Source organism: Pseudomonas sp. B8(2017) (genome assembly GCF_002113575.1).
Classification (GTDB): domain Bacteria; phylum Pseudomonadota; class Gammaproteobacteria; order Pseudomonadales; family Pseudomonadaceae; genus Aquipseudomonas; species Aquipseudomonas putida_Z.
Window position 1 is genome coordinate 141775 of the sequence record NZ_NEIO01000006.1, and the last position, 17317, is coordinate 159091.

General features: G+C 63.0%; 16 protein-coding genes and 1 tRNA gene. 9 read left to right on the forward strand and 8 right to left on the reverse strand.

Annotated features, from left to right (window positions below):
- Window positions 1-37: 37 nt before the first annotated feature.
- Window positions 38-910 (reverse strand): polyphosphate kinase 2, encoded by an 873-nt coding sequence (gene ppk2 / locus CAG22_RS11860; protein WP_170929295.1) that lies wholly within the window; start codon window positions 908-910, stop codon window positions 38-40.
- Window positions 911-1209: 299 nt separating this feature from the next.
- Here ppk2 and CAG22_RS11865 point away from each other — a divergent pair, with 299 nt between their 5' ends.
- Window positions 1210-1416, forward strand: coding sequence for a hypothetical protein (locus CAG22_RS11865; RefSeq protein WP_085591894.1), 207 nt, complete (start codon window positions 1210-1212; stop codon window positions 1414-1416).
- A gap of 139 nt (window positions 1417-1555) precedes the next feature.
- Here the strand turns inward: CAG22_RS11865 and CAG22_RS11870 are convergent.
- The 4 genes from CAG22_RS11870 to CAG22_RS11885 all read right to left on the reverse strand — a co-directional run bounded on the left by CAG22_RS11870 (window position 1556) and on the right by CAG22_RS11885 (window position 5301).
- A tRNA-Phe gene (locus CAG22_RS11870) sits at window positions 1556-1631 on the reverse strand.
- Between the two features lie 90 nt (window positions 1632-1721).
- Window positions 1722-1994 carry an oxidative damage protection protein gene (locus tag CAG22_RS11875; protein ID WP_003257478.1) on the reverse strand — a complete coding sequence of 91 codons (273 nt, stop codon included), beginning with the start codon at window positions 1992-1994 and terminating at the stop codon, window positions 1722-1724.
- Window positions 1991-3058: an A/G-specific adenine glycosylase gene (gene mutY, locus CAG22_RS11880; RefSeq protein ID WP_013970490.1), complete on the reverse strand. Its 1068-nt coding sequence runs from the start codon at window positions 3056-3058 to the stop codon at window positions 1991-1993. Before mutY ends, CAG22_RS11875 begins: the two co-directional genes overlap by 4 nt.
- A complete protein-coding gene (locus CAG22_RS11885) occupies window positions 3055-5301 on the reverse strand; it encodes an AsmA family protein (protein WP_085691990.1) in 2247 nt (748 codons plus the stop codon). The genes mutY and CAG22_RS11885 overlap by 4 nt, the downstream gene beginning before the upstream one ends.
- Window positions 5302-5688: 387 nt before the next feature.
- Here CAG22_RS11885 and CAG22_RS11890 point away from each other — a divergent pair, with 387 nt between their 5' ends.
- The 6 genes from CAG22_RS11890 (at window position 5689) to hisF (ending at window position 10675) form a co-directional block, all read left to right on the forward strand.
- Complete coding sequence (locus tag CAG22_RS11890; protein WP_015268635.1) at window positions 5689-7350, forward strand: OFA family MFS transporter; 1662 nt, start codon at window positions 5689-5691, stop codon at window positions 7348-7350.
- Between the two features lie 285 nt (window positions 7351-7635).
- The gene (gene hisB, locus CAG22_RS11895) at window positions 7636-8229 is read left to right on the forward strand and encodes an imidazoleglycerol-phosphate dehydratase HisB (protein WP_003255736.1); all 594 of its coding nucleotides are present in this window, start codon (window positions 7636-7638) and stop codon (window positions 8227-8229) included.
- Window positions 8230-8868 (forward strand): imidazole glycerol phosphate synthase subunit HisH, encoded by a 639-nt coding sequence (hisH, locus tag CAG22_RS11900; protein ID WP_025337371.1) that lies wholly within the window; start codon window positions 8230-8232, stop codon window positions 8866-8868.
- The gene (locus tag CAG22_RS11905) at window positions 8869-9129 is read left to right on the forward strand and encodes a DUF2164 domain-containing protein (RefSeq protein ID WP_046614499.1); all 261 of its coding nucleotides are present in this window, start codon (window positions 8869-8871) and stop codon (window positions 9127-9129) included. It begins immediately after the preceding gene.
- Window positions 9130-9156: 27 nt separating this feature from the next.
- A complete protein-coding gene (hisA, locus tag CAG22_RS11910) occupies window positions 9157-9894 on the forward strand; it encodes a 1-(5-phosphoribosyl)-5-[(5-phosphoribosylamino)methylideneamino]imidazole-4-carboxamide isomerase (RefSeq protein WP_003257484.1) in 738 nt (245 codons plus the stop codon).
- 10 nt (window positions 9895-9904) lie between these two features.
- On the forward strand, window positions 9905-10675 hold the full coding sequence (gene hisF, locus CAG22_RS11915) for an imidazole glycerol phosphate synthase subunit HisF (RefSeq protein WP_025337372.1): 771 nt from the start codon (window positions 9905-9907) through the stop codon (window positions 10673-10675).
- 135 nt (window positions 10676-10810) lie between these two features.
- Here hisF and choV read toward each other — a convergent pair whose 3' ends face one another.
- From choV to choX, 3 genes are all read right to left on the reverse strand, one after another.
- On the reverse strand, window positions 10811-11989 hold the full coding sequence (gene choV / locus CAG22_RS11920; protein WP_075044350.1) for a choline ABC transporter ATP-binding protein: 1179 nt from the start codon (window positions 11987-11989) through the stop codon (window positions 10811-10813).
- Window positions 11986-12834 (reverse strand): choline ABC transporter permease subunit, encoded by an 849-nt coding sequence (choW, locus tag CAG22_RS11925; RefSeq protein ID WP_169774667.1) that lies wholly within the window; start codon window positions 12832-12834, stop codon window positions 11986-11988. The genes choV and choW overlap by 4 nt, the downstream gene beginning before the upstream one ends.
- An 81-nt stretch (window positions 12835-12915) precedes the next feature.
- The gene (gene choX, locus CAG22_RS11930; RefSeq protein WP_025337374.1) at window positions 12916-13863 is read right to left on the reverse strand and encodes a choline ABC transporter substrate-binding protein; all 948 of its coding nucleotides are present in this window, start codon (window positions 13861-13863) and stop codon (window positions 12916-12918) included.
- 452 nt (window positions 13864-14315) lie between these two features.
- Here choX and CAG22_RS11935 point away from each other — a divergent pair, with 452 nt between their 5' ends.
- Together CAG22_RS11935 and CAG22_RS11940 are read left to right on the forward strand one after the other, a co-directional pair.
- Window positions 14316-15692, forward strand: a complete 1377-nt coding sequence (locus CAG22_RS11935; RefSeq protein ID WP_025337375.1) for an L-serine ammonia-lyase — start codon at window positions 14316-14318, stop codon at window positions 15690-15692.
- A gap of 498 nt (window positions 15693-16190) precedes the next feature.
- Window positions 16191-17297: a GlxA family transcriptional regulator gene (locus CAG22_RS11940; RefSeq protein WP_025337376.1), complete on the forward strand. Its 1107-nt coding sequence runs from the start codon at window positions 16191-16193 to the stop codon at window positions 17295-17297.
- Window positions 17298-17317: the final 20 nt, after the last annotated feature.

The window sequence follows — 17317 nt, forward strand, 5'->3', positions numbered from 1 at the left end:
GAAATTGCGCGTATTGAAGCGCAGCAGGCACGCCGATTCAACTGGCCTGCGGCTCTGCCTCATCTTCCTCGAAACCTCGCGATGCGCGCCCGACCAGCAGCGCATCCGGTGCATGCGCCACGCTGTGGTCCTTGCCCGGGTAATCCAGCGAATGCAGAAAGTGCCGGATGCAGTTGATCCGCGCACGCTTCTTGTCATCGGACTTGATCACCGTCCACGGTGCATCGGCCGTGTCGGTATGGAAGAACATCGCCTCCTTGGCTGCGGTGTAGTCCTCCCACTTGTCCAGCGACTTGATGTCGATGGGCGACAGCTTCCAGTGCTTGAGCGGGTCGTCCCGGCGCGAGATGAAGCGGCGCAGCTGCTCTTCGCGGTTCACCGAGAACCAGTACTTGAACAGCAGGATGCCGCTGTTGCACAGCATGCGCTCCAGCTCCGGCGCCTGGCGCATGAACTCCAGGTACTGCAGTGGCGAGCAGAAATCCATCACCTTCTCGACCCCGGCGCGGTTGTACCAGGAGCGGTCGAAGAACACCATTTCTCCCGCCGTGGGCAGATGCTGGATATAGCGCTGGAAGTACCACTGACCTTTTTCCTGCTCGGAAGGCTTCTCCAGGGCCACGATGCGGGCGCCGCGTGGGTTGAGGTGCTCCATGAAACGCTTGATGGTACCGCCCTTGCCCGCCGCATCGCGCCCTTCGAACAGAATCACCACGCGCTGGCCGGTTTCCTTTACCCAGCTCTGCACCTTGAGCAACTCGATCTGCAGCGCGTGCTTGGCCTTCTCGTAGTCCTGGCGACGCAGACGGGTGTGGTATGGGTAGCTGGTCGGCAAGCGGGCCGAGGTGCTGTCTTCGTTGCTGCCCTTGGGGGCGGTGGCGACTTCCAGCGCTGCGGGCTGCTGGCTGATGCTGGTAATCGTCGGTTCCGGCTTGCGCTGGCGTGGGCGGCGCGTGCGGGCTTGGGTGGTGGCGGGCGCGCTGGGGCGGGGAGCAGGAGGGGGGATTCTTCGCTCATGGAGGTCCTTGCGGGTCGATTCGGATGTCCATGCTCCATGCTATCGAGAGTGGGCGGCTGCCTCGTTGATGCGGGTCAATGGCTAATGGCCTGGCGCCACCTTGTCATCGGTTCCATCTGCTGTCGGCTGCAAGTGCCAAATAGGCTGCGTAGGCCTCGCACGGTGTGGGGCACTTGAACTGGAGGTTACACATGAAGCACTACTTTTATCTGAACTTCATCAGCTATGACGAAGACGGCGAGGAGGTGGGTTACCGCTCGGGAACTCTGCCCGCTGACAACTATCGGGTGACCGCGGCGGACATCAAGAAAATCGCCGATTCGGTCCCGGGCCAGACGCTGCATTTGTTGAGCGTCTCCTACTTGGGGCAGATGACGCAGAGTGAGTTCGAGGGTTAAGCGTTTTTGTAGTGCGGCCCCCCCTCGATGAGGCGGGGGCTTTCCTGGAGAACAAAAACCACAGACAACAAAAAACCCGCACTAGGCGGGTTTCTTGTTGTCGCTTCGGGTAACTTTGCAACCACCAGAAGCTTGAAGGTGGTGCCCAGAGACGGAGTCGAACCGCCGACACGAGGATTTTCAATCCTCTGCTCTACCGACTGAGCTATCTGGGCGACGAGGTGAATTAAATAGACTTTCAGACCGCTCGTCAACGACTTTTTGAAAAAATTTTAAATTAATTCCGTCGCTTACGTTCCGTGGGGTCATTCCGAGGGTGGAACGTAGCCTTCCGCCTGGGCGTATTCTTCGCCAGCGAAAAACTTGTCCATCTCGCCCTGGAGGAATTTGCGGTCCTCGGCGTTCATCATGTTCAGGCGCTTTTCGTTGATCAGCATGGTCTGGTGCTTCTGCCAGTCGGCCCAGGCTTTCTGCGAGATGTGTTCGAAGATGTCCTGGCCCTTGGCGCCGGGGTAGGGCGGGCGCTCCAGGCCTGGCAGTTCTTCTTTGTACTTGCGGCACATCACGGTGCGGGTCATCGGGCGTCTCCTGCAATCAGTTCGTCGGCCGCGCGTTTGAGCAGCTTTTTCACCGGGGCGGCGAGGCCCAGGCGCGGCGGGGTGGCGAGGTTATACCAGAGCCAGTCGGCCTCGGCCACGTGCTGGCCGACCGGGTCGACGCGCACCAGCCAGGGCTCGATCGCCAGCTGGAAGTGGCTGAAGGTATGGGTCAGGCCGTCCATGGCGCGGCTGTCAGCCAGGCGCAGGCCGTGCTGGTAGGCCAGATCGTCGAGCTGGGCGATGTCGTCCAGCTCCGGCAGGCTCCACAAACCACCCCACAGGCCGCTGGACGGGCGGCGGTAAAGCAGGATGGCGCCTTCGTGGTTGGCCAGCAGTGGCATCAGTGTGCGGCGTTGCGGCAGTGCCTTGCGCGGCTTGGGCTCGGGGTAGCGGGTTTCTTCACCGTGCAGGTGCGCTTCGCACCCGCGCTGCAGCGGGCAGATCAGGCAGCTGGGCTTGCTGCGGGTGCACAGCGTGGCGCCCATGTCCATCATCGCCTGGGTGTAGTGGTTGGCTCGCTGCTGCGGGGTAAAGCGTTCGGCCGTGGCCCACAGCTGGTTGGCCACCTTGGGTTCGCCGGGGTAGCCGGCCTGGGCGGTGTAGCGGGCCAGCACGCGCTTGACGTTGCCGTCGAGGATCGGTGCGCGGATGCCCATGCTGATGCTGGCGATCGCGCCGGCGGTGGAGCGGCCGATGCCGGGCAGCTCGGTGAGCTGCTCGACACTGCGCGGGAATTCGCCGCCATGCTGTTCGACCACGATCTTCGCGGCCTTTTGCAGGTTGCGTGCCCGGGTGTAGTAGCCCAGGCCCGTCCACAGGTGCAGCACCTCGTCCTCCGGCGCTTCGGCCAGGGCCTGCACGGTCGGCAGGGCCTGCATGAAGCGGTCGAAGTAGTTGAGCACGGTGCTGACCTGGGTCTGCTGCAACATGATTTCCGACACCCACACCCGGTACGGGTTGATGCCCTGTTGCCAGGGCAGGTCGTGCCGGCCGTGTTCGTCATACCAATCCAGCACTGCGCTGGAGAACTGCTCGGGGCTCATCGCTTGAACAGCCCCTTGAGCGCGTCTTTCAATTCCGGGCTCACTTTGTCTCCGAGTTTTTCATCGATCTTGTCTTGCAGGCGGTTGCCGGCCACCTTGGCGGCAACCTTGCCCAGGCCGTCCTGGTCCAGGCGGCAGGCTTTGGCGCCCAGCTCCAGAGGGCCACGGCAGCGCAGCGGTATTTCGACACCCACATAGCGTTCGTTGACCTGGCAGGCCGGGTCCGGCATGGCGCGCTGGTCGCCTTCGACGACCACGCCAACGTTGTAGTCCATGCCCAGTACACGCAGGTCGAGGTCACCATGGCCATTGACGGTCAGGCCCGGAATGCGTGCCTTGAGGTCCGGGTTGTTGGCGACGCCATTGCGTACTACCAGGCTGCCACGCAGTTCCTGGAACGGGGTGTCCTTGCCGCGTGGCTCGCCGGTGAGCGATTTGCGGTTCAGCGTGGCGATGGCCTTGCACAGCTGCTGTTCCAGGTTGGCATTGACCAGCACGCCGTCGTTGATGACGAAGTTGGCGTTGCCGTTGAGGGTGTCGACCAGGGCCTTCTGGCTGTTGCCGGTGGCGGTCAGGTCGCTGGTCAGGGTCAGCAGGCCTTTGACCGGTGGCGTCTGTTCCTTGCCCTCGGTCTTGATGAAGTGTTCCACCGGCACCCGCTGGATGCTGGTGTTGACGCCCAGTTGCGGCACGGCAGGGCGCACGTCGACGGTGCCCTTGGCCTCGAAGGTGCCGTTGTACAGTTCACCGCGCAGGGTTTGCAGGGTCAGCAGGCCGCCCTGGCCGATGGCCTTGAGCTGGGCGTCTTCGATCGGCAGTTTGTCCAGGGTCAGCGAGCCGAAGGCCAGGTCGGCCTGCAAGTCGAGGGCGCGCAGGCGGTCGACCGGCAGCAGCTTGTCGTCGCTCCAGGCGACCTGGGTCGGGGCGTTGGGAAGCGGCGTGGTGCCAGGGCCGGCGACCGCGGTGGCTTCCTGTTGCTTGACCTCGGCCTGGCGCGCGGCGGTGGCGCCCTTGGCCTCTTCACTCTTGGCCGGCAGGTAGCGGTCGGCGTTGAAGGTGTCGCCCTTGAGCTGCAGGCGCAGGGCCTGTTTGGCGAAGTCTTCGACGGCCACGCGGCCACTGAAGGTGCTGTCGTCCAGTTTCACCGCCAGGTCTTCCAGGGCCAGGCTGTTCGGCGTTCCCTGCAGGCGGGTGACCAGCTCCAGCTTGGCGAAGGCCGCCGGGTCGTTGGTGGCCGGCAGCGGGCGGCCGATGCTGTCGAGGAAGGTGCGCAGGTCGAACTGGGCGATGGACAGGCCGCCGCTCAGCTGTGGCGCCTTGTCCAGGTCGCGCAGGTTCAGCTCGCCCAGGGCGCGCAGCTGGTTGGCCGAGACTTTCAGGCCGTTCCACGAGGCGACATTGGCGGCCAGGTCGACCAGCAGTTGGCCTTGGGCGGCGAAGGTCACGGTCTTGCCGCCGGTGGGTTCACCCGAGGTTTCGCCCGACAGGCGCATGTCTTCGAAGTTGTAGCGCTTGAGCTTGCGGTCGAAGCGCAGCTCGCCGGCCAGTTCGGTGCGGGCCTTGATGTTCGGCTGGCTGGCACTGAGGAAGGCGCTGGCCTTGAGCGGAATGTTCGCCCCTTCGTGGACCGGGCCGGTGCTCAGCTGGATGCTTTCGGCGCTGTAGCTCTGGCCGGTCTTGGCATCGGTGTATTGCACGCGGGCGTTGTTCACGGTCAGGCTGTCGATGTCCAGCTTGACGGCGCGTTCGTTGCTGGCGACCGGTGCCGACGCCTGTTCGGCCGGTGCCTGGGCCGGAGCACTGGCCTGCGCATCGGCGCTGGCGCCGTTCTGCGCGGGCAGCGGCTTGCCGATGTCTTCCCAGTTGCCATGGCCCTGTTCGTCACGGGCCAGGGTCAGGTTCAGGCCCTCGACGCGTACGTCGCTCATCTGCACTTCGCGGCGCAGCAGTGGCAGCACACGTACAGAAAGCCCGAGCATCTGCAGGTCGGCGAACGGTTCCTTGGGTTTGTTCAAGGTGGCGATGCTCGCTTCGTGCAACTCCAGGCCCAGCCACGGGAACAGGCTCCAGCCAATGTCACCGTTGAGGGTCAGCTCGACGTGAGCCTTGTCACGTGCCAGCTGGCGAATCTCGTCTTTGTAGTCGTTGGGATCGAAGAGGTGGGTCAGGGCGAAGCCCAGCGCCACGATGATCAGCAGCAACCCGAGAAGCCCAAGTCCCAGGATTTTGCCGAACGCTTTCATGGGCGAGTCCTTGTAGTCCGTTTTTGAAATTCAAGCGCCAGAGTATAGCGCCGCAGTGGTTGCCCCTGCGTATTCGACCAGAGATACAGGGTATTTCCTACGTGTATGGCAGATGGTACGGCTTTCGACAGCCATGATTTTGTCAGTTCCAAATGTGTGGCCTGTACTGGCCCTATCGCCGGCAAGGCAGCTCCCACAGGGATCCCGCTGTCCCCGAGGTCGGTGGGATACTTGTGGGAGCTGGCTTGCCGGCGATAGGGCCGGTATAGGCAACATGACCGTTTCAGCCGAGCAAAAATTAACGATATCAGATTGCTTTCACGCTACTTGATGCTGCTACCCTTGCGCCGCTTTGCCTGCACCCTACCTATAAGAAGGATCTGATCCATGAGCAGTACCGTCGCGGCGGGGACCTTGGCCAGTGCGCCAGGCTTCCTGTCGAAGGAGCGCATCATCGCCCGTCCGGGCTTCAACCGCTGGCTGGTCCCGCCGGCCGCCCTGGCCATCCACCTGTGCATCGGCATGGCCTATGGCTTCTCGGTGTTCTGGCTGCCGCTGTCGCAAGCCCTCGGCATCACCGCCCCGGTTGCCTGCGCAGCGGACATGGGCTTCATGGCCCGTATGTTCAGCGCCGAGTGCGATTGGCCGATTTCCATGCTGAGCTGGATCTACACCCTGTTCTTCGTCTTCCTCGGTTGCTCGGCGGCTGTGCTGGGTGGCTGGCTGGAACACGCCGGCCCGCGCAAGGCCGGCCTGGTGTCGGCGCTGTGCTGGTGCGGCGGCATGCTGATTTCGGCGATTGGCGTTAAGACCCATCAGCTGTGGCTGATGTGGCTGGGTTCCGGCGTAATCGGTGGTATCGGCCTGGGCCTGGGCTACATCTCGCCGGTGTCGACCCTGATCAAGTGGTTCCCGGACAAGCGCGGCATGGCCACCGGCATGGCGATCATGGGCTTCGGTGGCGGGGCCATGGTCGGTGCGCCGCTGGCCACCGCGCTGATGGGCCATTTCGGCAATGCGCAGGAAGTGGGCGTGTGGCAGAGCTTCGTGGTCATGGCGGCGATCTACTTCGTGTTCATGACCGCCGGTGCCCTGGCGTATCGCGTACCGCCGACTGGCTGGAAGCCCGAAGGCTGGAGCGCCCCGGTGAAGAAAGCTGGCAACACCATGGTCACCGACCGCCACGTGCACGTCAGCGTGGCCTGGAAAACCCCGCAGTTCGCGCTGATCTGGCTGGTACTGTGCCTGAACGTGTCGGCGGGTATCGGCATCCTCGGCATGGCTTCGCCGTTGCTGCAGGAAGTGTTCGCCGGCAAGCTGCTGGGCAACGGGCTGAGCTTCAGCGAGCTGAACAGCGCCCAGCTGGCGCAGATTGCCGCGATCGCCGCCGGCTTCACCGGCCTGCTGAGCCTGTTCAACATCGGCGGGCGGTTCTTCTGGGCGTCGTTCTCGGACTACATTGGCCGCAAGAACACCTATTTCGCCTTCTTCGCCCTGGGCGTGGGCTTGTACAGCCTGGTGCCGAACATGGGGCACCTGGGTAACGTGGCGCTGTTCGTGGCGGCGTTCTGCATCATTCTGTCGATGTACGGTGGTGGCTTTGCCACGGTACCGGCCTACCTGGCCGACCTGTTCGGCACGCAGATGGTCGGCGCCATTCATGGCCGCCTGCTGACCGCCTGGGCGGCGGCGGGGGTGCTGGGCCCGGTGCTTATCACCTATCTGCGCGAGTACCAGTTGGCGGCCGGGGTGGAGCGTGCGGCTGCTTATGACATGACCCTGTACATCCTCGCCGGCCTGCTGGTGCTGGGCTTTGTCTGCAACATGCTGGTGCGACCAGTGGCCGACAAGCATTTCATGAGCGATGCCGAACTGGCTGCCGAGCGGGCGTTGAGCCATGACAAGGGCGCCGACGGGGCGCGCTCGCTGGAGTGGAAAGCGGCGCCGGGTAGCCTGCCGCTGGTGCTGCTGGCCTGGGCAGTGGTGGTCGTGCCATTGGCCTGGGGCGTTTGGATTACCCTGCAGAAGACGGCTGTGCTGTTCCATTGATCAGTGGTAAAACCGGCTGACTTCGCTGGCTGTACCGGCCCTATCGCCGGCAAGCCGGCTCCCACAGGTACGCCACAGGCCTGGAAGATTGTGAGGGTCCCTGTGGGAGCTGGCTTGCCGGCGATAGGGCTGCAAAGCAGCCCCAGGCCACCCGCTTGTATAGACCTGTAACGGTATCCGGCCTGCGTAATTCCTCGTTTTGCCATATGTCATCCGCGTTTCAAGCCGGCGCGTTCTAGGCCTATAATGAAACCCTTTTCGCCTAATGATTTTGCGGAGCTGGTGATGGTCGAACGTAAGGCTTCCGTCGAGCGCAATACCCTGGAAACCCAGGTCAAGTGCTCGATCAACCTCGATGGCAGTGGCAAGGCCCGATTCGATATCGGTGTGCCTTTCCTTGAACACATGCTGGACCAGATTGCCCGCCATGGGCTGATCGATCTGGATATCGAGTGCAAGGGTGACACGCATATCGACGATCACCATACCGTCGAAGACGTCGGCATCACCCTGGGCATGGCATTCGCCCAGGCCATCGGTGACAAGAAGGGCATCTTCCGCTACGGCCACGCCTATGTGCCGCTGGACGAAGCGCTGTCGCGCGTGGTCATCGACTTCTCCGGTCGCCCGGGCCTGCAGATGCACGTGCCGTACACCCGCGCCAGCGTCGGTGGCTTCGATGTCGACCTGTTCCAGGAGTTCTTCCAGGGCTTCGTCAACCACGCCTTGGTGACTCTGCACATCGACAACCTGCGTGGCCACAACACCCACCACCAGATCGAGACCGTGTTCAAGGCTTTCGGTCGCGCCCTGCGCATGGCCATTACCCTCGACGAGCGCATGGCCGGGCAGATGCCTTCCACCAAAGGGTGCCTGTAAATGCAGACGGTAGCCGTAATCGACTATGGCATGGGCAACCTGCACTCGGTGGCCAAGGCGCTCGAGCATGTAGGTGCCGGTAAGGTGCTGGTCACCAGTGATGCCACGGTCATCCGCGAAGCCGACCGCGTGGTATTCCCGGGCGTGGGCGCGATTCGCGACTGCATGGCCGAAATCCGCCGCCTGGGCTTCGACAGCCTGGTGCGCGAAGTGAGCCAGGACCGCCCGTTCCTCGGCATTTGCGTGGGTATGCAGGCACTGCTCGACCACAGCGAAGAAAACGACGGTGTCGACTGCATCGGCATGTTCCCCGGCCAGGTGCGCTTCTTCGGCAAAGACCTGCAGGAAGACGGCGAGCACCTGAAGGTGCCGCACATGGGCTGGAACGAAGTCGGCCAGACCAACGACCACCCGCTGTGGCACGACATCCCCGACCGCGCGCGGTTCTACTTCGTGCACAGCTACTACATCAATGCCGGCAAGCCGGCCCAGGTGGTCGGCCGCGGCCATTACGGTGTCGATTTCGCCGCTGCGTTGGCCGATGGCTCGCGCTTTGCCGTGCAGTTCCACCCGGAGAAGAGCCATACCCATGGCCTGCAGCTGCTGCAGAACTTCGTCGCCTGGGACGGGCGCTGGTAAATGAGCAGGTCGAAGACAAAGGCCCCGGTCATCACCCTGGCCCCCGAGCAGGAGCGCGAAGCGCTGCACACGCTCAAGCGCTTTCTCGAAGACCGTTTCGAGCTGGAGCTGGGGTCGTTCGAAGTGGCCGAAGTCCTCGAGCTGTTCAGCAAAGAAATTGCACCCCATTACTACAACAGGGCGATTGCCGATGTTCAGCTGCACCTCAAGGAGCGGTTCGAGAGCATCGAAAGCGATCTGTGGGCGCTCGAGAAGCCCTGAAACCCCAAGAACAGACAGGTTCCCAAGATGCTGATTATCCCCGCTATCGATCTGAAGGACGGTGCCTGCGTGCGCCTGCGCCAGGGCCGCATGGAAGACTCCACGGTATTTTCCGACGACCCGGTGAGCATGGCCGCCAAGTGGGTCGAGGGTGGCTGCCGCCGCCTGCACCTGGTCGACCTCAACGGCGCCTTCGAAGGCCAGCCGGTCAACGGTGAAGTGGTCACCGCCATTGCCAAGCGCTACCCGACCCTGCCGATCCAGATCGGCGGTGGCATCCGCTCGCTGGAAACCATCGAGCACTACGTCAAGGCTGGCGTCAGCTACGTGATCATCGGCACCAAGGCGGTCAAGCAGCCGGAGTTCGTCGCCGAAGCGTGCAAGGCCTTCCCGGGCAAGGTCATCGTTGGCCTGGACGCCAAGGATGGCTTCGTCGCCACCGACGGCTGGGCTGAAGTGAGCTCGGTGCAGGTCATCGACCTGGCCAAGCGTTTCGAGGCCGACGGCGTCTCGGCGATCGTCTACACCGACATCGCCAAGGACGGCATGATGCAGGGCTGCAACGTGCCGTTCACCAAGGCGCTGGCAGAAGCTACCTCGATCCCGGTGATCGCCTCGGGCGGCATCCACAACCTGGGCGACATCAAGGCCCTGCTGGACGCCAAGGCCCCGGGCATCATCGGTGCCATCACCGGCCGTGCCATCTACGAAGGCACCCTCGATGTCGCCGAGGCCCAGGCCTTCTGCGACAACTACCAAGGCTGAGGACTGAACCATGGCACTGGCCAAGCGCATCATCCCTTGCCTGGACGTGGACAACGGCCGGGTGGTCAAGGGCGTCAAGTTCGAGAACATCCGTGATGCCGGCGACCCGGTGGAAATCGCCCGTCGCTACGACGAGCAAGGTGCCGATGAAATCACCTTCCTCGACATCACCGCCAGCGTCGACGGCCGCGACACCACCCTGCATACCGTCGAGCGCATGGCCAGCCAGGTGTTCATCCCGCTGACCGTGGGCGGTGGCGTGCGCACCGTGCAGGACATCCGCAACCTGCTCAATGCCGGTGCCGACAAGGTCTCGATCAACACGGCCGCGGTGTTCAACCCGGAGTTTGTCGGCGAGGCAGCGGACCGTTTCGGTTCGCAGTGCATCGTTGTCGCCATCGACGCCAAGAAGGTGTCCGGGCCGGGTGAACAGCCGCGTTGGGAGATTTTCACCCACGGCGGGCGCAAACCGACCGGGCTGGATGCCGTTGAATGGGCGAAGAAGATGGAAGGCCTGGGGGCTGGCGAGATCCTGCTGACCAGCATGGACCAGGACGGCATGAAGAACGGCTTCGACCTGGGTGTTACCCGTGCGATCAGTGATGCGCTGGGTATTCCGGTGATTGCCTCGGGCGGGGTGGGTAACCTGCAGCACCTGGCTGACGGCATTCTGGAAGGGCATGCCAGTGCGGTGCTGGCGGCCAGTATCTTCCACTTTGGTGAGTACACGGTGCCGGAAGCCAAGGCCTACATGGCTTCGCGCGGGATCGTCGTTCGCTGATCGATTAATTGGGGCTGCTTTGCAGCCCATCGCCGGCAAGCCAGCTCCCACAGGGACCGCACAAGGCTCAGGGCCTGCGCTGCCACTGTGGGAGCTGGCTTGCCGGCGATGGGCCGCAACGCGGCCCCAATGGCATCAACCGTGATTCTTGCCGAGCAATGCGTGATACAGCTCGGTATCCCCAAGAATCCCCACCACCTTGTCGTTATCCTGCAACACCAGCTTGTTGCCGGTCTGATAACGAATCTGCAGCGCCTCGCGCATGCCGATATCGGCATTTACCAACGTTGGGCGGCGGCCCAGCAGCTCCACATCCTGCCCCGGCGCCCAGTTCTGCATCTCCAGCCCGTTCTGCCCCTGGCGTGCGCGCTTGATCGAGTTGCCTTCGCCCAGGTCCAGCCACGAATCGCCACCCGGGTCCAGGCACACCGAACCATTCACCCGCTTGCAGTTGTCCAGGCTGCGCATCAGGCTGCGCCCGCACAGCACGTTCAGCGGGTTGGTGTGGGCGACAAAGGTACGCACATACTCGTCGGCCGGGTTGAGCACGATCTCTTCCGGCTTGCTGTACTGGATGATCCGCCCGTCCTTCATGATGGCGATGCGGCTACCCAGCTTCAGCGCTTCGTCCAGGTCATGGCTGACGAACACGATGGTCTTGCTCAGCTTGGCCTGCAAGCCAAGCAACTCGTCTTGCAGGCCCTGGCGGATCAGCGGGTCCAGTGCCGAGAACGGTTCGTCCATCAGCAGGATGTCGGCATCCATCGCCAGCGCCCGGGCCAGGCCCACGCGCTGCTGCATGCCGCCAGACAGTTCGTCCGGCTTCTTGTTGCGCCACTGGGTCAGGCCCACCAGCTCGAGCTTTTCGTCGACCAGCTTGCGCCGTTCCTTCTCGGGGCGGCCCTGCATTTCCAGGCCAAAGCTGATGTTCTCGCGCACCGTCAGCCAGGGCATCAGGGCGAATTTCTGGAACACCATGGCAATGCGCTTGGTGCGCATCATCTTCAGCTCGGCGGGGGTGCAGTGGGCAATGTCGATGTGCTTGCCTTCGTGTTCGACGAACAGCTTGCCGCGGCTGACGGTGTTCAGGCCGTTGATGCAGCGCAGCAAGCTCGACTTGCCAGAACCGGACAGGCCCATCAGCACGCAGATCTCGCCCTTCTGGATATCCAGGTTGGCTTTTTCGACACCCACCACCAGGCCGGTCTGCTTGAGGATCTGCTCGCGGGTCTGGCCCTGGTCGAGCAGGGCCAGCGCTTCGCGCGGCTTGTTGGAGAAGATGACGTCGACGTCTTCGAAACGAATGATGCTCATGCTTCACCCCTTACCGGCAGGTCCGGTTGCTTGCAGATACGGTCGAGCATGATCGCCAGCAGCACGATCGCCAGGCCCGCTTCGAAGCCCAGGGAAATATCGGCGGTGTTCAGTGCGTTGACCACAGGTTTGCCCAGGCCGTCAGCGCCGACCAGGGCGGCAATCACCACCATCGACAGCGACAGCATGATGCACTGGGTAACGCCGGCGGCGATGCTTGGCATCGCGTGCGGCAGTTCGATGCGGGTGAGCAGCTGGCGCCGCGAGCAGCCAAAGGCCTTGCCGGCGTCCATCAGCTCCTGCGGGACGTCGCAGATGCCCAGGTAGGTGAGACGGATCGGCGCGGCGATGGCGAACACCACCGTCGAGATCAGCCCCGGCACCACACCCAGGCCGAACAGGGTCAGGGTGGGGATCAGGTAGACGAATGTAGGTACCGTCTGCATCAGGTCGAGTACCGGGCGCATGGCGGTATAGAACATCGGTTTGTGCGCGGCGACGATGCCCAGTGGCACGCCGATGGCCACGCAAACTACTGTGGCGAAGGTGACCTGCGCCAGGGTTTCCATGGTTTCCTGCCAGTAACCCAGGTTGAGGATCAGCAGGAACGACAGGGCAACGAATGCGGTCAGCGCCCACTTGCGCTGGATGAAATGCGCCAAGGCGGCGAACAGAGCGATGAGCACGAACGGATTGAAGAAAGTCAGGGCACTGGTGACGCCATGGATCATGAACTCCAGGCCTTGCGCGATGGCGTCGAAGTAGTTCGCGCCGTTCTGGGTCAGCCACTCGACGAACGACGCGATGTACTGGCCCAGGGGTATTTTCTGATCGATAAGCATGATAGCGAGCTTCCACCTGCATAGATTGAAATCAACCCGGGGCAGGCACGGGCCTGCCCCGAGGTAGCGCTATTGCGTATTTCGTTATTGCGTCAGCTTGGCCTTGGCCGCCTCAAGGCCGGGTTTGCCATCCACGGTGGTTACGCCGGCCAGCCAGGCATCCAGTTTGCCAGGGTTGTCCTTGAGCCACTTCTTGGCCGCCGCCTCGGGTTTCATCTTGTCGTCCAGGACATAGCCCATCATGGTGCTTTCATCCTTGAGCTCGAACGACAGGTTCTTCAACAGCTGGCCAACGTTGCTGCATTCCTGCACATAGCCCTTGCGGGTGTTGGTCAATACGGTCGCCTTGCCGAAGTCGGGGCCGAAGAACTCGTCCCCGCCGGTCAGGTACTGCATCTTGAAGCGGGTGTTCATCGGGTGCGGTTCCCAGCCGAGGAACACCAGCGCATCGCCGCGTTTCTGCGCGCGGTCGACCTGCGACAGCATGCCGGCCTCGCTGGACTGGACGATCTTGAAGCCGGCGTCCTTCAGGCCGAAGGCGTTCTTGTCGATCATGCTCTGGATGGTGCGGTTGCCATCGTTGCCGGGCTCGATGCCGTAGATCTTGCCGTCGAGTTCTTTCTTGAACTTGGGAATGTCGCTGAAATCCTTCAGGCCCTTGTCATACAGCGCCTGGGGCACGGCCAGGGTGTACTTGGCGTTTTCCAGGTTGGCGCGCACTGTTTCTACAGTACCGGCGTCGCGGTACTGCTTGATGTCGTTCTCCATGGTCGGCATCCAGTTGCCGAGAAACACGTCCAGGTCCTTGCCGGTGGCCAGCGACTTGTAGGTCACCGGTACCGAGATCATGGTGGTGTGGGTCTTGTAACCCAGTGCTTCGAGCACAACGCTGGTGGTCGCGGTGGTTACCGTGATGTCGGTCCAGCCGACATCCGAGAACCGTACCGTCTGGCATTGCTCGGGTTCGGCGGCCTGGGCCAGCAAAGGCGCGGACAGCAACGCAACCAGCAACAGCGAGGGTGAACCTTTCATGGATGGACTCCTGTGATTTTGTCTTCGGGTTCGCGTGGGTCGCCGGGCTTTCTCAGGGTCCGGTCGACCAGGCCTGCAGAGGGCAGGATGCGTGGCCGTGCTTTACGAGTCGCTTTCGATAATCCTCCAGCGCTGGGCAATCGCCTACTGGTGGGGTCGTAACCAGTACGGAACGGGTCGTATCCAGTATGGGCGATGTCGCTTATGGATTTTTCCACCCCCTCAGCCGCATTTTTACGTCACCAGGCCGCCGGAAAGCGGCGTGGCGAGGGCAGCTCCCCGGTAAAAACAGCGCGGCGCTGCTGGACAAAAGTACGTCGGTTGCAGACGGCGAGGGGGTTGGTAAAAGCCCGATGATGCGTGCATTCAAGGCGGCCCGCTGCTTCAGCCTAGCAGCTGCCCCGCCCTGCGCATGGCGCGCAGAGACAAGCCCAGCAAGAGGTGATTCGACAATGGCCATCAGCGTGTTCGACCTGTTCAAGATCGGTGTCGGGCCCTCCAGCTCCCACACCGTCGGCCCCATGCGTGCTGGCGCCCTGTTCGTCCAGGGCCTGCGCGAACGCGGCGAGCTGGAACGTGTGAAGCGGATCGAAGTGCGCCTGTATGGCTCGCTGTCGGCCACGGGTGTGGGGCATGGCACCGACAATGCCACCATCATGGGCCTGATGGGTGAATGGCCTGACGCCATCGACCCGACCCAGATCGCACCGCGTATCGCCGACCTACGCGAAACCAACACCCTGCAGCTGGACAGCCGCCTGCCCATCGAATTCGTCTGGGCCCGCGACATGCTGCTGCTGGACGAGAACCTGCCGTACCACCCCAACGCGATGACCCTGATTGCCGAAGGCGAGCAGGGCGAGCTGCACCGCGACACCTACTACTCGGTCGGTGGCGGCTTCGTGGTCGATGCCGCCCAGGCCGCCAGCGGCGTGCTGGATGCTGACCAGACGGTGCTGCCGTACGACTTCAACAGCGCCGCCGAACTGCTGCGCCTGTGCAAGCAAAACGACCTCAGCGTGTCGCAATTGATGATGGCCAACGAGAAGGTCTGGCGCAGCGAGGAAGAGATCCGCGCCGGCCTGCACAAGCTCTGGGAAGCCATGCAGGAATGCGTCAACAACGGCCTGAAGTACGAAGGCACGCTGCCCGGCGGGTTGAACGTGCGCCGCCGCGCCGCAAAGCTGCACCGCAGCCTGCAGGAAATCGGCAAGCCCAACGTGATCGGCTCGACCATGAGCGCCATGGAGTGGGTCAACCTGTTCGCCCTGGCGGTCAACGAAGAGAACGCCGCTGGCGGGCGCATGGTTACCGCGCCGACCAACGGTGCGGCGGGCATCATCCCGGCGGTGTTGCACTACTACATGCGCTTCAGCGATGCGGTGGACGAGTCCAGCGTGGTCGATTTCTTCCTCGGTGCTGCCGCGGTGGGCATCCTGTGCAAGAAGAACGCGTCGATCTCCGGTGCCGAAGTGGGTTGCCAGGGTGAAGTCGGTTCGGCTTGCGCCATGGCCGCGGCGGGCCTTGCCGAAGTGCTGGGTGCCACCCCGCCACAGGTGGAGAACGCTGCCGAGATCGCCCTGGAGCACAACCTGGGCCTGACCTGCGACCCGGTCGGCGGGTTGGTGCAGGTGCCGTGCATCGAGCGCAACGCGATTGCCGCGGTAAAGGCCATCAATGCGGTGCAGATGGCCCTGCGTGGTGATGGCGAGCACTTCATTTCCCTCGACCAGGTGATCCGCACCATGCGCGATACCGGGGCCGACATGCACGACAAGTACAAAGAGACCTCGCGCGGTGGTTTGGCAGTCAGCGCGATCGAGTGCTGATAGCTTGATCTGACCTCAAGGGCCTCTTCGCGGGCACGCCCGCTCCCACAGGAACTGTGCAATCCCTGTGGGAGCGGGCGTGCCCGCGAAGGGGCCCTTGAGATTGAAACAGGTGCAGTACGGAAGCCAATGCCCCCTTATGGTGCAGTACGACGCATACCGATCGTCGGGTGTCGTTATCAGTGTGGGCGTTGTCGGTGACACTCAAGAGTGTCGTTTCTGGGCATCCTACACTGCGCATGTCACCAAATTGCTCAGCCGTTACACGCACAGCGCCTAGCTCGCCAGTTCCACGAAGATTGGCCAACTCGATCAAAGCACCTGATTTGCCTGACAAAGGCGTCGTTTTCAGGTTTTTTTGGATAGCCGTTCAATTTCAGGCACGGCGTTTGCGTTGAGATTGGCACCAAGGCCCCTGCACATGAACCGGGGCCATACATAACAAGAAATCAGTGCTCGCCTGAGGCACACCCTGCATTTGTGTGAGGAGAAATCGCGATGACGTCGTACACCTCCGGGAACCCAACCCAGAACCGCACAGCCCCCCAGTCCATCGGGTTTCTCCTACTGGACAATTTCACCCTCATTTCGCTGGCATCGGCCGTCGAGCCGCTGCGCATGGCCAACCAGCTGTCCGGCCGCGAGCTGTACCGCTGGCACACCCTCACCGCCGATGGTGGACAGGTGTGGGCCAGCGATGGCTTGCAGATAACCCCTGACGCCGCCATGCACAGTGCGCCCCCCATCGATACCGTGATTGTCTGTGGCGGCGTGGGCATCCAGCGCAGCGTTACCCGCGAGCATGTCACCTGGTTGCAAACCCAGGCCCGTCAGTCGCGCCGTCTGGGCGCGGTATGTACCGGTAGCTGGGCCTTGGCCTGTGCCGGGCTGCTGGATGGTTTCGATTGCAGCGTGCACTGGGAATGCCTGGCGGCCATGCAGGAGGCCTACCCGCGGGTCAACATGAGCACCCGCCTGTTTACCCTCGACCGTAACCGCTTCACCAGCTCCGGCGGCACTGCGCCGCTGGACATGATGCTGCACCTGATCAGCCGCGACCATGGCCGTGAACTGTCGGCTGCGATTTCCGAAATGTTCGTCTACGAGCGCATCCGCAACGAGCAGGATCACCAGCGCGTGCCGCTCAAGCACATGCTCGGCACCAACCAGCCGAAGCTGCAGGAAATCGTCGCGCTGATGGAGGCCAACCTCGAAGAGCCGATCGACCTGGATGAACTGGCGGTATACGTGTCGGTATCGCGCCGGCAGCTCGAGCGCCTGTTCCAGAAGTATCTGCACTGTTCGCCGTCGCGTTACTACCTGAAGCTGCGCCTGATCCGCGCCCGGCAGCTGCTGAAGCAGACGCCGATGTCGATCATCGAAGTGGCGTCGGTGTGCGGCTTCGTGTCTACCCCGCACTTCTCCAAGTGCTACCGCGAATACTTCGGCATTCCGCCGCGTGACGAGCGCGTGGGCTCCAACACTGCGCAGCAGGTGGCGATGATGCCGATCCCTCAGGCCATGACCCTGTCGCCGCACAGCGGGCCGATGGCGGCCCTGAGCCAGGCGCGCAACGAGTCGACCTTTGCCAGTGTAAGGCTCTGAAACGGAGCCGGCCTCTTCGC